Source organism: Glycomyces sp. NRRL B-16210, assembly GCF_000719515.1.
GTDB lineage: Bacteria > Actinomycetota > Actinomycetes > Mycobacteriales > Micromonosporaceae > Glycomyces.
This window is the reverse complement of the sequence record NZ_JOGR01000004.1, coordinates 269,372-286,970: the sequence shown is the minus strand read 5'-3', so window position 1 is coordinate 286,970 and position 17,599 is coordinate 269,372. Positions and strand designations below refer to the sequence as shown.

The following is a 17,599-nucleotide window of genomic DNA, read 5'->3' as shown; positions in this document are numbered from 1 at the left end:
TCAATTGCGCGCACCGTGCACGGCGCTTACGCTCCCTTATCAGGCACCCACCCGAGTGCCCTTCCCCTCATCCCGTCGTAAGGGAGCCGCGACCGTGGACGCAGTTCGTGGTGGCACCGACGGCCGCTCGCCCCGGCCCGGACCGCTCGGCGCTCCGGACGCGGCGCACGAGGGCGCCTCGGACGCCGTGCCCGGACTCCCCACCGTCGGCAACCCGCCCGCCCGGCTCGGCGAGACCTTCCAGACCAACCCCGTCACCGGCTCGGCGTCCCTGTCGATCCCCTTGCCGTTCAGCGCCGGGCGCGGCGCGCCCGCGATGGCCGTCGCCTACGATTCCTCCGGGCGCACGGGTCCGTTCGGTTACGGCTGGGACCTGCCGGTGCCGCAGATCAGCCGCCGCACCGACCGGGGCCTGCCGCGCTACCGCGACGACACCGACGTCTTCGTCGCCTCAGGCGCCGAGGATCTGGTGCCCGACGCCGGGCCCGCGGCGGTGCGCACGGTCGCGGGCGTCGAGTACCGCATCGAGCGCTTCCGGCCCCGCATCGACGACGGCCTCACCCGCATCGAACGCTGGACGAGCACCGCCGACCGCGCCGACTGCAAATGGCGCACCCTCTCGGGCGACAACACCACCGCCTGGTTCGGCGAAGGGCCCGAGAGTCGCGTCTTCGACCCGGCCGACCCCACGCGGATCTTCGCCTGGCTGCTCAGCTCCACCCACGACGGTCTGGGCAACGCGGCCTCCTACGAGTACGCCGCCGAGGACTCGACCGGCATCGCCCCCGCCGCGAGCGAAGCCGGGCGCACCGAGCAGTCCCGTTCGGCCGCAAGGCATCTCAAACGCGTCCGCTACGGCAACGCCGTGCCGCACCTGCCGGCGCACGATCCGGTGGAGCCCGACGCCCGCCCCGAGGCCTGGCTGTTCACCCTCGTCCTCGACTACGGCGACCACGACCCCGAGGCGCCCGGACCCGAACCCGACCGGCCCTGGACCGTCCGGCCCGACCCCTACACGACCTGCCGCCCCGGCTTCGAGGTCCGCGCCTACCGCCGCTGCCGGCGCGCCCTGATGTTCCACGACCTCCCCGAACTGGGAGCCGAGCCCACGCTCGTGCGCTCGGTCGACTTCGACTACGAGCAGGACCCGCGCAGCGGCGACTCGCGCCTCACCGCCGTGCGCACCGTCGGTTACGTGCGCGAAGGCGACGGGTACGCGCGCGCCGAGACCCCGCCCATGACCTTCCACTACGCGCCCGCCGCGATCGACCCCGCCGTGCGCGACGTGCGCGCCGAGCACCTTCCGGCAGGACTCGACCTCGTGGACTACACCTGGGTCGACCTCGACGGCGACGGCGTCGCCGGGGTCCTCGCCTCCCGTCGCGGTGCCTGGTACTACCTGCGCAACCGCAGCCCCCTGCACGGCACCGAAGCGGACGGCGTCGCCTTTACCGCGGCCCGGCCGGTGCCCGAACGCCCCTCCGACGGCGCGCCCGACCCCGGCGGCGAACTCCTCCTCGACCTCGACGGCTCGGGCAAGCCCGATCTGGTGCGCCTCGGCGCCGCCGTCCCCGGCTTCGCCGGCCGCGACGAAGACGGCCGCTGGCGGGCCCTCACTCCCTTCGCCTCCCGCCCCAACGTCGACGCCTTGCGCGTCCGCCTCGCCGACCTCACCGGCGACGGCCTCGCCGACCTCGTGCTGACCGACCCCGCGGGGGAGCGCTGGTGCGAAGGCCTCGGCGCCGACGGCTTCGGCGGGCCCCTGCCCTTCGACGCGGCGGACGGACCCGGGCGCCCCAGCCTCCTCGAGTCCTCCGCGACCGTCGCCGTCCAACTCGCCGACATGACCGGCGACGGCCTGCCCGACCTCGTGCGCATCGCCAACGGCACGATCGCTTACCGGCCCAACCTCGGCTACGGCCGCTTCGGCCCCACCGTCGTCATGGACCACGCGCCCCGGTTCGACACCGCCGACCGTTTCGACCCCCGGCGGGTGCTCCTGGGCGACCTCGACGGCAACGGCCGCAACGACCTCGTCTACCTCGCCGCCGACGGCGCTCACCTCTACGCCAACCGCGGCGGCGACGCCTGGTCCGAGGCGCGCGTCCTCACCGGCGTGCCCGCGAGCGACGACCGCCGCATGGCCGCCATAGTGGACCTGCGCGGCAACGGCGCCGGCTGCCTCGTCTGGTCCACCGGCCTGCCCCACGGCACCGCCGCGGCCATGCGCTACCTCGACCTGGCGAGCGCCGGGCGCCCGCACCTGCTCACCGCCTTCGCGAACGGCACCGGCGGCGAGACCCGCATCGAGTACCTGCCCTCCACCCACTTCGCGCTGGCCGACGAGCAGGCCGGGCGGCCCTGGCCCGGCACGCTCCCCTTCCCGGTCTCCTGCGCCCACCGCGTGACCCGCATCGACCACGTCCGCGAAACCGCGTTCACCGCCACCACCAGCTACCACGACGGCTACTTCGACCCCCACGAGCGCGAGTTCCGCGGCTTCGGCCGCGTCGAGACCCTCGACACCGAGGCCTACACGGTGCCGCCCCCGGGCATCGATCCCGACCCGGACCTGCACCAGCCGCCCGCGCTCACCCGCACCTGGTTCCACACCGGAGCGGCCGCGGCGACGGGGGAGCGGATGCTCCACACCCGCCGCGCCCAGTACTGGGAGAACCCGGTCCTGCCCGAACCCCCGATGCCCGAACCGGCCCTGCCGCCGGGCATGAGCGGCGAGGAGTACCGGCAGGCGTGCCGCGCGCTCAAAGGCCTCACGCTCCGCACCGAGGTCTACGGGCTCGACGACGGCCCCGACACCGCGAACCCCTACTCCGTCAGCGAATCCGCTTACACGATCGCGCTGCGCCGACCGCTCGGGGAGCGGCGGCACGCGGTCTTCCAGGTGCTCCCCACCGAGGCGGTGAGCTACGCGTACGACCGCCGCCCCGAGGACCCGCGCGTGGTCCAGTCGATGGTCCTGGAGACCGACGACCGGGGCCTGCCGCTGCGCTCGGCCTCCGTCGCGTACCGGCGGTCGGTCGTCGACCCCGCGCTGCCGCAGCGGGTCCGCGAGGCCCAGGCCCGAACCTGCGGCGGCTACCGCGAAGTGGACTACACCGAGGACGTGCTCGGGCCCGACACCCGGCGCCTGCGCCAGGTCTGCGAGACCCGCGACTACGAACTGGCCGGACTCCCCGGCGACCGCTCGACGGCCGCAGCGGTCGACGCCGCCGTCGCGGACGCCGAACGCGTTCCCTACGAGACGGTGCGAGCCGACGGGACGGTGCCGACCCCCGACGGCCCGGTCCTGCGCCTCATCGAACGCGCCCAGGCGTTCTTCCTCGCCGACGACCTCACCGGGCCGCTGCCGCTCGGCACGCACGGGCGACTGGGCCTGGGCCACCACAGCCGGAGCCTGACGCTCACCGACGGCCTCGTCGCGGGCGGCTTCGACGGCTCGGTCACCGCCGCCGAACTCGCCGCCGCCGGATACGAGCACTTCGACGGCGGCTGGTGGACCCCTTCGGGAACCGACCTGTACGGCCCCGACGCCGCCGACCACTTCCACCTGCCGGTCGGGTCCGCCGACCCGCTCGGCGTCACCACCACCGTCACGCGCGACGCGCACGACCTCGCGGTCGTCACCGCGACCGACCCGCTCGGCAACGAGACGCACCTCGAACACGACTACCGGCTGCTGGCCCCGCGCGCGATCACCGACGCCAACGGCAACCGCGCCGAAGTCGCCTTCGACACCCTCGGCGCCGCCGTCGCCACCGCCCTGCTCGGCAAGCCCGGCGAGGCGAACATGGACACCCTCGCCGATCCGACCGCCACCATGGAGTACGACCTCTTCGCCTGGGCGGACGAGGGCCGCCCCGTGTCGGTGCGGACCCGCCGCCGCGAGCGCCACGGCCCCGAGAACACCGCCTGGCAGGAGACCTTCGCCTACTTCGACGGGGCCGGGACGCCCGTCATGGCCAAGAACCGGGTCGCACCCGGTCCGGCCCCCGCCTGGGACCCGGCCACCGCCTCGGTGTCCGAAGTCGAGGCCGACCCCCGCTGGGTCGGCAACGGCCGCACCGTCCTCAACAACAAGGGCCTGCCCGTCAAGCGGTACGAGCCGTACTTCTCGGCCACGCACGAATACGAGTCCGAGGCCGCCCTGGTCGAGATCGGGGTCACCGACGTCCCGCGCTACGACGCGCTCGGGCGGGTCTTCCGCGTCGACCACCCCGACGGCACCTTCACCCGCACCGAGTTCGGCCCGTGGCGGTCGGTCGGCCACGACGCGGCCGACACCGTGCTCGACAGCGCCTGGTACGCCGAGCGCGGCAGTCCCGACCCGCTCGGCCCCGAACCGGCCGACCCCCGGGAGCGCGCCGCGTGGATCAGCGCCCGGCACGCGGGCACCCCCGGCGTCGCGCACCTCGACGTCCTGGGCCGCACCGTCCTCACCGTCGCCGACAACGGGGACGGCGACCTGCGCTACGGACGCACTGAAGCCGACGCCACCGGCGGCCACCTCCGCGGTTTCGACACCCGCGACCGGATCGTCACCGCCGCGGTGCGCGACCTGTCCGGGGCGCCGGTGCGCGCCGACAGCGCCGAACGCGGCCGCCGATGGAGCCTCACCGACATCGTCGGGCGGCTGGTCCGCACCTGGGACGAGCACGGCAGGGCCTTCCGGGTCGCCTACGACGCCGCGCACCGCCCGGTCGCGACCTTCGCGTCCGAACCCGGCGGACCCGAGCGGCAGTCGACGCGGATCGTGTACGGCGACGCACATCCCGAAGCGGCCGAACGGAACCTGCTCGGCCAGACCCTCCTGCTCCTCGACGCCTCCGGCGCCGCCGTCTTCGACCGCTTCGACCACCAGGGCAACCCGCTGCGCGTGCTGCGCCGCCTCACCACCGACCCCGAGACCGACCCGGACTGGTCGGCGACGGCCGGGATCGAGGACCCGGCCCTGGTGCTGGCCGCCGCCGACGCGCTCCTGGAACCGCTCGCCGACCAGGCCGAGTCCACCGCCGCGTTCGACGCGCTCGGCCGCCTGACCGCCGCCGTCCTCCCCGACGGCACCGAGCTCGACCCGGCCTACGACGAGGGCAACCGGCTCGCCGAACTGCGGGCGCGGATCGGCGGCTCGGGGCCAATGCGGACCTTCATGTCCGGGCAGGAGTACGACGCGCTCGGCCGGCGCGCCCTCGCCAGCTACGGCAACGGTCTCACCACCGCCTGCACCTACGACCCGTTGAGCCGCAGGGTGGAGCGGATCAGGACCGCCGCCGGAGCGGCCGAGGCCGTGCAGGACCTCCGCTACGTCTACGAGGCCCAGGGCCGCCTGGTCGAGGCCGACGACGCCGCGCAGCAGTCGCTGTTCTTCGCCGGCGCGTTCGTGCCCGCCCGGATGCGGTTCCACCACGACGCCCTCGGCCAGCTCGTCCACGCCGAGGGGCGCGAGCACGCCGGCATCCCCGCCGGGCAGCAGACCGGGCCCGGCGACGCGGTGGGCGCGAGCCTGCCCCACCCCGACGACACCGCCGCCGTCCGCCGCTACCGCCAGCGGTACGAGTACGACGACCTTGGCAACCTCACGCTGATGCGCCACATCGCGAACGGCGGCGGCTGGACCCGCCGCTACCGCTACGCGCACGAGGCCGACCCGTCCGACCCGCGCAACCGCCTCACCGCCACCAGCCTCCCCGGCGACGACCCCGAGGGCCCCTACAGCCACCAGTACGCCTACGACCACTACGGCAACCTCACCAGCGCGCCGCATCTGGCCTCGCTCGCGTGGAACCACGCCGACCAATTGCGCGAGGCCGACCTCGGCGGCGGCGGCACCGCCTGGTACGGCTACACCGCCTCCGGCAACCGCTCGCGCAAGGTGATCCAGCGCCAAGGGGGCCTGCGCACCGAGCGGCGCTACCTCGGATCGGTCGAGGTCTACCGGGAGTGGATGAACGGCACCCTGCGCCTGGAGCGGCGCACCGTGCACCTCGGCGACGACGCCGGGCGCTTCGCCCAGGTCGACACGCTCGTGCTCGACACCGCCGGGACCGACGGCGCGACGGTGGGCGAGCCGGTCGTGCGCTACCAGTACGGCAACCACATCGGATCGGCCACCTTGGAGACCGATGAGGACGGATCGGTCATCTCCTACGAGGAGTACCACCCGTACGGCTCGACCGCCTACCGCTCCTCGCGTCCGGGCGCGAACCTGAGCTTGAAGCGCTACCGGTTCCACGGCAAGGAGAGGGACGAGGAGACCGGCCTCTACCACTACGGGGCGCGGTACTACGCCCCCTGGCTCGGCCGGTGGGCCAGCGCCGACCCGGCGGGCGCGGCGGCGGGTCCGAACCTGTACGCCTACTGCGGCAACGACCCTTCGGGGAGGATCGACCCGAACGGCACCCAGGACGGCCCGGCTTCGCCCGAGACCAGGGTCATCAGGGTCAGGGACGTGCCGGCGACCGGCGAGATGACGTTCGCGCAGCTCCGCGAGCTCGCCGCGGGCATTCCCGGCTGGGAGTGGGACCCGGCCGTCACCCCCGAGAACTACCAGAGCTTCTTCCGCGACGGCATCTGGGTGGTGCTGCGGCAGGTCGCCCCAGGGAGCGCCGCCGAAGGCGGGGACGCGGGCGCCGGAGCCGACGGCGGCGGCGACGCGCCGGGCGCGGGCGACGGCGCGGCCGAGTCCGGCGCCGCGGGGTCCGGGTCGGGAGGCGCCGACGAGGGCGACGGCGGCGACAGCGACGGCGACGGCGACGGCGGGGGAGACGACGAAGCGGGCGACTCGGACGGCGGCGGTTCCGGCGGCGGCCCCGCCCTGGTGCCGCGCCCCGGCCCCGTCACCGGGCCGCTCGCGCCGACCCGCGGGGTCGCACCCGTCGACCTGCCGCAGGCCCGGCCGGGCACCGACTTCCGGGCCGCCGAGCGGGCCGGGCGGGCCCGCGCGCGAGCGGGCGGCGGCTACGGCATCGGCGACCAGGCCCAGCACTACCTCAAGTGGCGGGAGGGCCGCCGCACCAACCTCGACCCTCGGATCACCAACGACCCCAGGTACATGGGGCCGCTCCAGTCGCGCAACGCGCTCGCCGGGCCCGGCTACCCGAGGCTCGCGCCCGACGGCAACCGCTACGGGAACCCGCACACGTACGCCGACCGCGGCCTGTACCCCTCGCATCTGCGGAACGTGGCGCGGAGCTGGTGGAGCGGCCTGGCCACCGAGCGGGTCCGCGCGGTGGAGGCCGGGCGCCGGACCATGCAGAGCATGACCGGCTCGCGCGGCCCCATCCCGCCCTACATCTTCGGCCCGACGCTGGCGACCGCGGGGGGCAACCTCGGCGTCGGGGTCGCGCGCGGCCTGCTCCCCGGCGTGGCCGAGGCCGAGACCGCGTTCATCGGCGGGTCCATGTACGCCGGCATGTACGGCTACGCCGCGGTCAGCCGCGGCCTGTTCCTCGCCGGGGCCTACACGCCGGTCGCCGCGGTGGGGCTCGTCTCGGGCGCGGTCGTCGGCGGCGGCGTCGGCGGCGCGGTCCGCGCCGCGGGGGGCAGCCGGGAGGACGCGATCGTGGCGGGGTTCGTCGCCGGGGCCGCGACCGGCGCGCTCATCGGCGCGATCTGCGGGACGGTCCTGCCCGGCGTCGGCAACCTCGCCGGCTACGCCGTGGGCGCGATCATCGGGGGGATCGCCGGCGGCATCGGCGGCATCCTCGCGAACTGGTGACCGGCGCATCGCTTTGACACAGAAGGGCAAGACCATGAACCAGTCCAAGCGGCCGTTCGGCCCCGAGGCGATTCGCAAGCTCGCGCTGCCGGTGGAGACGGCCGCGGCGCCGCCCGGGACCGACCCGGACCGGACCATGGCGATCCAGTTGCCCCGCGGCCCCGCCGACGGCGCCTTCGCGGCCCCGACCGGCAAGTCCGTGGCCGCGCTCCAGGCCTCCCTCGCGAAGCTGCGGCACCCGATCGACCCCGCCGAGGTCGCCGAGTCGCGCCTGGGACCCTCCACCCGGGAGGCCGTGCGCCGCCTCCAGGCCTCGGCCGGGCTCACCCGGACCGGCGTGGTCACCCCCGAGACCGCCGGGCAGATCAAACGCGAACTCGAACACCGCTACTTCACCGACGCGCCCCACCGGGCCGCGAAGCTCCAGGGCCTGCTCACCGCGCTCGGCCACCGCATCGACGCCGACGAGCTCGACGGACGCAAGGTCGGCGCGAGCACCGCCGCCGCGCTCCAGCAGTTCCGACAGCGCACCAAGGCCCCCGGTGTCTCCTGGTGGGTCGACGAGCACCTGGTGGAGCGGCTGCGGGCCGAAGAGCTCCAGGCGCGCCTGTCCTCGCGCACCCAGTTCGGCAAGGCCCAGAAGACCCTCCTGCGCGCCATGAAGGTCGCCAAGCTCGACGTCCCCATCGGACCCGACGAGGTGCGCTCGCGCCAGGCCGGCCCCGGCACCCAGGCGGCCCTGCGCGCCTTCCAGGCGAAGTACCGGCTCCCGGCCACGGGCCGGTTCGACCTCGCCACCATGGACAAGCTCGAAGCCGTCGCCGCCTCCCGGCCCGCCCCCGTCAAGACCCTCAAGGTCAAGTCCGCTCAGGGCCTGGCACCGCTCAAACGCCAGGCGAAGCTGAACATGCGCGGCGGCCACGTCGCCGCCGCCCAGAAGGCCCTCGCCCACTTCGGCCACCCGATCCCGATGACCGAGCACGGCGAGGCCCGCTACGGCAAGGCCACCCGCAAGGCCGTGCTCGCCTTCCAGTCCGACAAGGGCCTGCCCGGCACCGGGCAGCTGGACGGCCCGACCCTCAAGGCCCTCAACGGGACCATCGCCGCCGCGCTCCCCGCCGGCGAGCGGGCGCACCCGCACTACCGCCTGCGCGGGTCCGTCCGCGACGAGCTGTGGCGCCCGATCGAGGGCGCCCGGGTGCGCCTGTCCTTCCGCTCCCTCGAAGGCGAGGGCGACCTCATCGCCGCGCGCGCCACGAGCGCCTCGGGCTTCTACGACCTCGCCTACGACCCGCCGCGCGACCCGGACACCGGGCAGGTCGCCAAGCCCCTCCACCTCATCGTCACCTTCACCGGACCCGACCAGGCCCCCCTGGGCTCGCGCGTCCTGTTCAACCCCACCCCGATCCAGTGGACCAACCAGACCGCCGGCGACCGCCCCTACCGCGGCCCCTCCCTCTACGAGCGCCAGCGGGCCGCCCTCGACGGCGTGCTCGGCGGTCTCGCCGTCACCGACCTCGTGGAGGACGGCGACCGCAACGACATCACCGTCGCCGCCCTGGAGGCCGGGCTCACCCAGTACGAGGTCATGCGCCTGGTCCTGGCCGTCCGCGCCGCGGCGCACGTGGGCGACCCCGCGCTCGGGGCGGCCCTCTACTTCGGATGCCTCGCCCAGGGGCTGCCCGGCGCGCTGCCCGAGGAACTGCTCACCGCCACCGACGAGTGGACCCGCATCGAGGAGCTGACCGCCGCCACCGCCTCCGGCATCCTCCTGCTCGGCCCCGAACGGCAGGCCGAGGCCTTCGCCCGCGCGGCCGAGGACAACCTCGTCCCCATCGCCCTCGTCCGCGAGGAGGAGACCGTCCTGGCCGCCCTCGCCGAGCGCTCGGTCGGCGCCGTCCTCGACGCCCCGCCGGTCGGCGGCGACGCCTCCCTCAGGTTCCTCCTGGACACCTCGACGCTCGGGGCGTCCCGATACGACGCGGTCGCCTCCATGCTGCTGCGGCACGGCGAGGCGAACGAGGCCTTCTGGACCGAGCTCACCGCATCGGCCGAGGACCTCGGCGGCGCGGCCGTCGTCGCCGACGTCGCCGCCGCGATCGAGACCGCCGCCATCGCCGTCGGCCACGCCCCCGCCGCCGCCCACCTCAAGCAGCGGCTCGACGACGCCGACACTCCCGACCTGGCGAGCCCCCGCCACCTCGCCGGACTCTCCTCCGCGGAGTGGGACGAGGTGGTCGCCGCCGCCGGCTTCCCCGCGGACGCCCCCGGCGACACCCCCGCCGAGCAGGCCGAGGCCTTCGCGCGGCGGCTGGAGGCCACCGCCGCCGACCACTACCCGACCACCGCGCTCGTCGCCGAACTCGCCCGCACCGACGGCCACGGCCTCGTCCTGCTCGACCGGGCCAGGGCCTTCCTGGACGAGCACCCCGACCTCGAACTCAAGACCACCGGCCTCGACGCCTACCTCAACGCCCACGACCTCGAACTGGACGAGGCCCTGCGCGGCGAACTGCGCGTCGAGCAGCGCGCCGTGCGCCTCGCCCCCGACCACAAGGCCGCCACCGCGCTCCTGTCCGAGAAGCTCCACAGCGCCGCCCAGATCGCCGCCCTCGACCGCGCCGAACTCACCGCCCGCCTCAGCGGCCACGAAGGCGTCGGCGAGGCGCAGATCGCCGCCGTCCACGCCAACGCCCAGCTCTCCTACGCCCACGTGCTCTCCCAGCTCGCCACCTTCCGGTCCGACCTCGCCCCCGGCCAGTTCCAGGTCTTCTCGGGCCAGGCCGTCACCCTCGCCGACGCCACCGGCGTCCTCGGCGACGTGCCCGACCTCGCCCTCCTCTTCGGCGGCCTCGACCACTGCGATTGCAGCCACTGCGAATCGGTCTACGGGCCCGCCGCCTACCTCGCCGACCTCCTGCGGTTCCTCTCTACCCGGCCCGCCCTCCCCGGACCCGGCGCGCCCAGCGTCCTGCGCGTGCTCCAAGACCGCCGCCCCGACATCGACGACCTCCTCCTCAACTGCCCCAACACCAACACCTCCCTGCCCTATATCGACCTCGTCAACGAGCTCCTCGAACGCGCCGTCCCCGCCGCGGCCCCCGCCGCCCAGCCGCAGACCACCCGCACCACCGCCGAACTGCGCGCCGTCCCCGAGCACCTCCACGCGAGCGCCTACGAGACCGTCAAGGCCGCGCACTTCCCCCTCCGCGGGGCGTTCAACGCCTGGCAGGAAGAGGCCCGCGTCCTCCTCGACCACCTCGGCGTCCCCCGGCACGAACTCATGCGCCTCCTCGGCCCCGCCACCCCCGCCGCCCACACCTCCGCCGCCGGGGAGTACTTCGGACTGTCCACACTAGATGTCCAGCTCGTCACCGAACCCGCTCCGACGCAGGCGGCCCTGGACGAGGCGTGGGGCCTCGACACCACCGAGCGCGAAGTCGGCGTCCTGCCCTTCATGCGCCACGCCGGCGTCGACTACACCGAACTGCTCGCCCTCCTCGACACCGCCTGGATCCACGCCGACGGCCCGATCACCCTCGCCCGCCCCGAAGGCACCTGCCGGCTCGACGAGCAGTCCCTCACCGACCTCGGCCCCGCCCACTACGACCGCCTCCACCGCTTCATCCGCCTGTGGCGCCACACCGACTGGACCCCCGCCCAGCTCGACCGGCTCCTGCGCGCGCCCGGCCTCGCCGCGGGCACCCTCGACGCCCGGGCACTGCGCCGCCTCGCCGCCTTCGCCGAACTCACCGCCCGGCTGCGCCTCACCCCCGACCAGGCCCTCGTCCTCTACGCGCCCTTGAGCACCGAACCGGGACCCGGCGGCGCCCGCTCGCCCTACGCCGACCTGTTCCGCAACCCCAACCTCCTCGACCCCCTCGACCCCGCCTTCGCGCTCCCGCTGCCGGGCACCGAGCCCATGGCCGCGCACCTGCCCGCGCTCGCCGCCGCCTGGCAGGTCGGCGAGGCCGACCTCGGGCTGCTGCTGGAGCGCACCGGACCGAACCTCACCGTCGCCGACCTCACCGCGCCCCTGCGGCACATCACCCTCGCGAACGCCCTCCGGTTGCCCATCGCCGAACTCCTCGCCCTCGCCGACCTCGCCGCGGACCTGCCCGACCCGTTCGCCGAACCCGCCGCCACCGCGGCACTCGCCGACCGCCACGCCGAGGTCAAGGCCGCCGGACTCACCGTCGGCGAACTCGACTGGCTGCTCAACGACCGGCCCGGCTCCCCGCTCGGGCAGCGCGCCGAGGCCATCGCCGAGCAGCTCGGCGCCCTGCGCGAGAGCCTGCGGACCACCCCCGCCGACGAGGTGGACGGCCAGATCGCCGCCACCGTGGCCGCCACGTTCTCCCTCCCCGACGAGCAGGCGGTCACCCTCCTCGACCTGCTGCGCCCCGACCGGGCCCTGCGGACGGTCTTCGCCGACCCCGACCTCATGGCCGCGAACGAAGCGGGCGAGTACCTCCACCCGCTCACCGAAGCGCGCTTCGGCGACCTCTACGAATCCTGGAGACTGCTGCACAAAGCCGCCCACCTGGTGCGGCGCATGAGGATCGACGCCCGCGACCTGCCGTGGCTGATGGAACGGGCCGAGGATTTCGGCTGGCTCCACCCCGGGGCGCTCCCGGTGCGGGCCGCCGACCCGGCCGTCCCGCTGGAGCGCTGGCGGGCCCTGGCCGCCTGGCTCGGCCTGCGGCACCGGTACCCCCGGCCCGAGGAGACCGGCTGGCCGGAGGTCTTCGACGCCGCCGCGGCGGGCGACCCGGTCGAGGACGTGCGCGCCGCCGTAGCGGCCCTGACCGGCTGGAACGAGGCCGACCTCGCCGCCCTCGACGGCGGCGCCGGCGCCTACTACGCCGACGTCGACAACGTCTCGCGCACCCGCGTCGCCGCCGAGGCCCTGCGCCGCCTGGGCGTGCCGGCCGCCGAGGCGGTCGCATGGGTCGACCGCGACGCGGACGCCGGCGGCGCCCAGCGGCTCACCGCCGAGCACCTGCGCCAGACCATGAAGTCCAAATACGACACCGGGACGTGGCTCGACCTCATGCCCGCCCTCCAGGACCCGCTGCGCGAGGCGCGCCGCGACGCCCTCACCGCCTACCTCGTGGAGCACTCCCTGCGCACCACGCCCGCGACGATCACCGCCGAGGGCCGGCAGTGGGCGAACCCCGAGCACTGGAAGGACGCCGCCGACCTCCAGCGCTGGTTCCTGCTCGACACCGAGATGACGGCCGTCCAGCAGACCTCGCGCCTCAAGCAGGCCATCAGCGCCGTGCAGCTGTTCGCCCAGCGGTGCCTGCTCAACCTCGAACTGCCGCTGGTGCGCATCACCGCCGACCAGTCGGCCGACACCGCCTCGCTCGACTCGTGGCGCCACTGGGAGTGGATGAGCGGCTATCGCCTCTGGGAGGCCAACCGGAAGGTCTTCCTCTACCCCGAGAACTGGATCGAGGCGGAGCTGCGCGACGACAAGACCCCCTTCTTCGAGGAGCTGGAGGAGCAGCTCGCCCAAGGGGAGCTGACGGACGCCAACGCCGAGAAGGCCTACCGCGACTACCTGCGCAAGCTCACCGAGGTCGCGCACATGCAGACCCTCGGGATCTACCACGAGCGGACCGCCGCCGGCTACGGCGCGGCGGGGGCGAACCGCCTCCACGTGGTCGCCCGCTCGGCGTCGCGGCCGAGCCACGTCTACTACCGCGCCCTCGACCTCGACTTCGGCGAATGGACCGGCTGGGAGCGCATCGACGTCGACATCGCCTCCGAGCAGGTCCAACCCGTGGTCTACCGCGGCCGCCTGCACCTGTTCTGGCTCCAGTTCGAGGAGAAGACCCAGCAGCCCAAGCGCCAGCCGCCCGCGAAGCCGAGCGACTCGCCCGGCACCACCGCCGACCCGGCCCGCACCCTGGAGATCGAGCTGTGCTGGTCCGAGCGCACGCCCGACGGGTGGACCGCGCGGCGCACCAGCGGCGAGCGGCTCATCCACCCCTGGCAGCGGCCCCGCTCCTCGTACACGCTCAAGCCGCGCCAGCGCGGCGGCCAGCTCTGGATGGACCTCTACCTCTCCTCGTCGCCGGAGTTCAACGACGGGCGCTTCTACGACGAGTTCGCCGACGCCCACGTCCGGATGACCAAGCGCCAGTACTCGCCCCTGCACTGGCCGTGGCACTCCTCGTCCTTCGTCTTCACCGGCGAGGTCGTCGACCTGAAAATGAAGCCCATGTACGGCACCTACACCCGCCGCTCGGACGGGACGCGGGTCTGGGCCGACTCGCACTGGCACGTGCGGACCAACTTCGGCGAGCAGGGCCGCGGCATCAAGGCGCTCCTGCCCGCCGAGCGCGGCCCGAAGCTGCGCAAGCCCGCCACCATGCGCTTCGCCAGCGGCCGCCTGGCCGCCCACGGCTCGGCGGTGGAGGTCATGATCGGCTTCGAGGACACGCGCAAGCTCGTCGGATCGGCCCGGACCCCTGCCGAACTCGTCATGGCCCCGCACGCCCGCCAGTACAACGAGGACGCCGCCGCCCCGCTGATCTACCAGGACCGCCAGAGGGCCTACTGGCTCAAGCGCACCTCGGTCACCCACACGATCTCGCTATGGATGGGCGGCACGGTGGTGCACGCCCCGACGACCACCGTCGGGCACCGCTGGTACCCGTTCTGGCACCCGCACGCCTCGGACTTCCTGGCGACCCTGGACACCCGGGGCGTCGAGGGCCTGGTGACCCGCCGGCAGCAGAGCATCGCGCCCTCGGCCGAGACCGCCTTCGCCTACGGCCCCCAGCCGGGCAACGCGATCGACCCGACCGCGCAGGGCGGGGTCGACTTCACCCGCGGCGGCGCGTACGCCGCCTACAACTGGGAGCTGTTCTTCCACGCGCCCATGCTCATCGCCGCGAAACTCACCGCCGAGCACCGCTTCGAGGAGGCGATGCGCTGGTACCACCGGATCTTCGACCCCACCAGCACCGACGGACCCGAAGCGCCGCAGCGCTACTGGGTGACCCGCCCGTTCTTCGAGCACTCCGGCGAGGACTACCGGCGCCAGCGCATCGAGTCGATCCTCGGCGACATCGGCGACCACCTCGACGAGCTGCGGGCCTGGAAGCACCACCCGTTCTCCCCGCACACGGTGGCCCGCCACCGCCCGGTCGCCTACCAGAAGGCGATCGTCATGAAGTACCTCGACAACCTCATCGGCTGGGCCGACCAGCTCTTCCGCCGCGACACCCTGGAGTCGATCAACCAAGCGGTGCTGCTGTACACCCTCGCCGCCGAGATCCTGGGCCGGCGCCCCGAGAAGGTCCCGCCCGCCGAGCGCGCCGACAAGAGCTACGCGCAGCTCACCGCCGAGAGCGACCTCGACCCGTTCGGCAACCAGGACGTGGCCGCGATCGTGGAGGGCTTCGGCCCGCCGCTCGACTTCGCCCCCGGGCCCGGCGAAGCCGGCGAACCGCTGCCGCAGCTCCAGGTCAAGTACTTCGGCATCCCCACGAACGACAAGCTCACCGGCTACTGGGACACCGTCGCCGACCGCCTGTTCAAGGTCCGCCACGGCATGAACATCGAAGGGGTGGTGCGCCAACTGCCGCTGTTCGAGCCGCCGCTGGACCCGGGGATGCTCGTCAAGGCCGCGGCCGCCGGCGCCGACCTCTCCAGCGTCCTGGGCCTGTTCACCGCCGTCGACACCCGCTACCGCTTCCCGGTGCTCGCCGCCCGCGCGGCCGAGCTGTGCGCGGAGCTGCGCGTCCTCGGCGAGAAGCTGCTGCGCGTCCTGGAGACCCGCGACGCCGAAGAGCTGTCGCTGCTGCGGTCGAGCCAGGAGGTGGTCCTCAACCAGGCGATCCTGGCCGTCCGCGAGCTCCAGGAGAGCGAGGCGACCGCCTCCCGCGCCGCGCTCGAAGCCGGGCAGGAGGCCATGAACACGCGGATCGCCTACCACGGGAACGTGCCGCGCATGAACGGCTGGGAGATCGCCGGGCTCATGATGGACACCGCCGGCCTGTCCGGCAACGCCGTCAGCGCGGTGATGACCGGCATGGCGGGCGCGGCGAACCTCATCCCCGACTTCAGCATCGGCATCGCCGGCTTCGGCGGCTCCCCGACGGTGAGCATGTCCATCGGCGGCTCGAACGCGGCCGGCTACCTGTCCAACACCGGGGCGATGCTCAACGGCTTCGCCGGGATGCTCCACATCGGGGCCTCGATGGCCGAGGCCCAGGGCCGCTACTCCCGCCAGTTCGAGGACCACCAGTTCAACCGCGACCTGGCCACCGACGAACTCGCCCAGCTGGGGGCGCAGATCGTCGCCGCGCAGATCCGCGAGCAGATCGCCGCCGGGGAGGTCGCCAGCCACCTCCAGGCCGTCGCCGACGCCGAGGCGGTCGAGGAGTTCCTGCGCACCAAGTACACCAACCGGCAGCTCTACGACTGGATGCTGGCCCGGGTGTCCACAGTGTATTTCCAGGCCTACCAGATCGCCTTCGACACCGCGATGCTCGCCCAGCAGTCCTATCAGTTCGAGCTGGCCGAGCCGGACGCCTCCTTCATCCAATTCGGATATTGGGACTCACTGCGCAAGGGACTGCTCGCCCCGGAGCGGCTCACCAACGACCTCCGTCGCATGGAATCGTCCTATATGGAGAAAAACCGGCGGAACCTCGAGATCACCAAGCACGTCTCGCTCGCCCAGGTCGACCCGCTGGCCCTGCTCGCCCTCAAGCTCACCGGTCAGGCGCGGATCCGGCTCCCGGAGTGGCTGTTCGACCTCGACTACCCCGGCCACTACCGCCGCCGCGTCAAGTCGGTGGCCCTGTCGATCCCGTGCGTCACCGGCCCCTACACCTCGGTGAACTGCACGCTCTCGGTGACCGACAACGGCGTGCGCCTCACCGACGCGGTCGCCGGCGGCTACGGCGACCCGCTCGCGGGCGGGGACGCGCGCTTCTGGAAGAGCCCCGTGCCGACCCAGGCGATCGCCACCAGCCACGCCGCGAACGACCGCGGCCTGTTCGAGCTGCGCTTCGAGGACGACCGCTTCCTGCCCTTCGAGGGCGCCGGGGCCGTCAGCGAGTGGACGATCTCCCTCCCCAAGGCGCGCAACCAGTTCGACCTCGGATCGATCACCGACGTGGTGCTCCACCTCGACTACACCGCCCGCGCGGGCGGCCCCGCGCTGGCCGACCTCGCGGTCGCGAACCTGGACGCGGTCCTGCCCACCTCCGGCGCGGCCCTGTTCACCCTCGAAGAGCAGTTCGGCACCGACTGGCACCGGATGCTCTTCCCCGGCGAGGGGGAGGACCAGGAGCTCGCCTTCACCCTCGCCCCCGAGCACCTGCCGTACTGGGCCAGGGTCCGCGCCGCGACCGAGCCGGTCAAGGTCTCGGCCGCCGACCTGGTGCTCGACACGGTGCACACCGACGCCTTCACCGCGAGCTGGCAGCTCCCGGGCCAGACCGACGCCGCGGAGGTCCCGGCCGCGAACGACCCCGCCTTCGGCGGGGCGCCGCACTCGGGCGTCGCCCCGGCGCCCAAGCCGGCGATGCTCGGCCGGTGGCGCCTGCGGCTCAAGCGGGCGGGCGCGGGCGACTACCGGTCGCTGCTGCCCGAGGACGTGCGCCGCGCCTACCTGATGGTGCAATTCGACATCGGCTGAACAGGTGATAATCGAATTCGAGGGCCCGGGCGCCTTGACTTGAATGGCGCCCGGGCCCTAAACTGTGGGGGTCTCGGTGATACTTAAAGTTAGTGTATGGTGTGGACAAATAGTCTGTGGAAAGAAAAAGCGGTAGCATAAGAAGGTCATCGTTTCATCTTTAAGGCTTACGTCGTTTCTGTTCGTTGCGTCGGGGCCTT

Annotated in this window: 2 protein-coding genes; both read left to right on the top strand. The window is 73.7% G+C overall.

The annotated features are described in order from the left end of the window. The first annotated feature begins 94 nt into the window (after nucleotides 1-94). The gene (locus IF12_RS27000; RefSeq protein ID WP_133884300.1) at nucleotides 95-7,735 is read left to right on the top strand and encodes a SpvB/TcaC N-terminal domain-containing protein; all 7,641 of its coding nucleotides are present in this window, start codon (nucleotides 95-97) and stop codon (nucleotides 7,733-7,735) included. Between the two features lie 34 nt (nucleotides 7,736-7,769). Continuing rightward, complete coding sequence (locus IF12_RS0107665) at nucleotides 7,770-17,399, top strand: neuraminidase-like domain-containing protein (protein ID WP_030156468.1); 9,630 nt, start codon at nucleotides 7,770-7,772, stop codon at nucleotides 17,397-17,399. The last annotated feature ends 200 nt before the right edge of the window (nucleotides 17,400-17,599 follow it).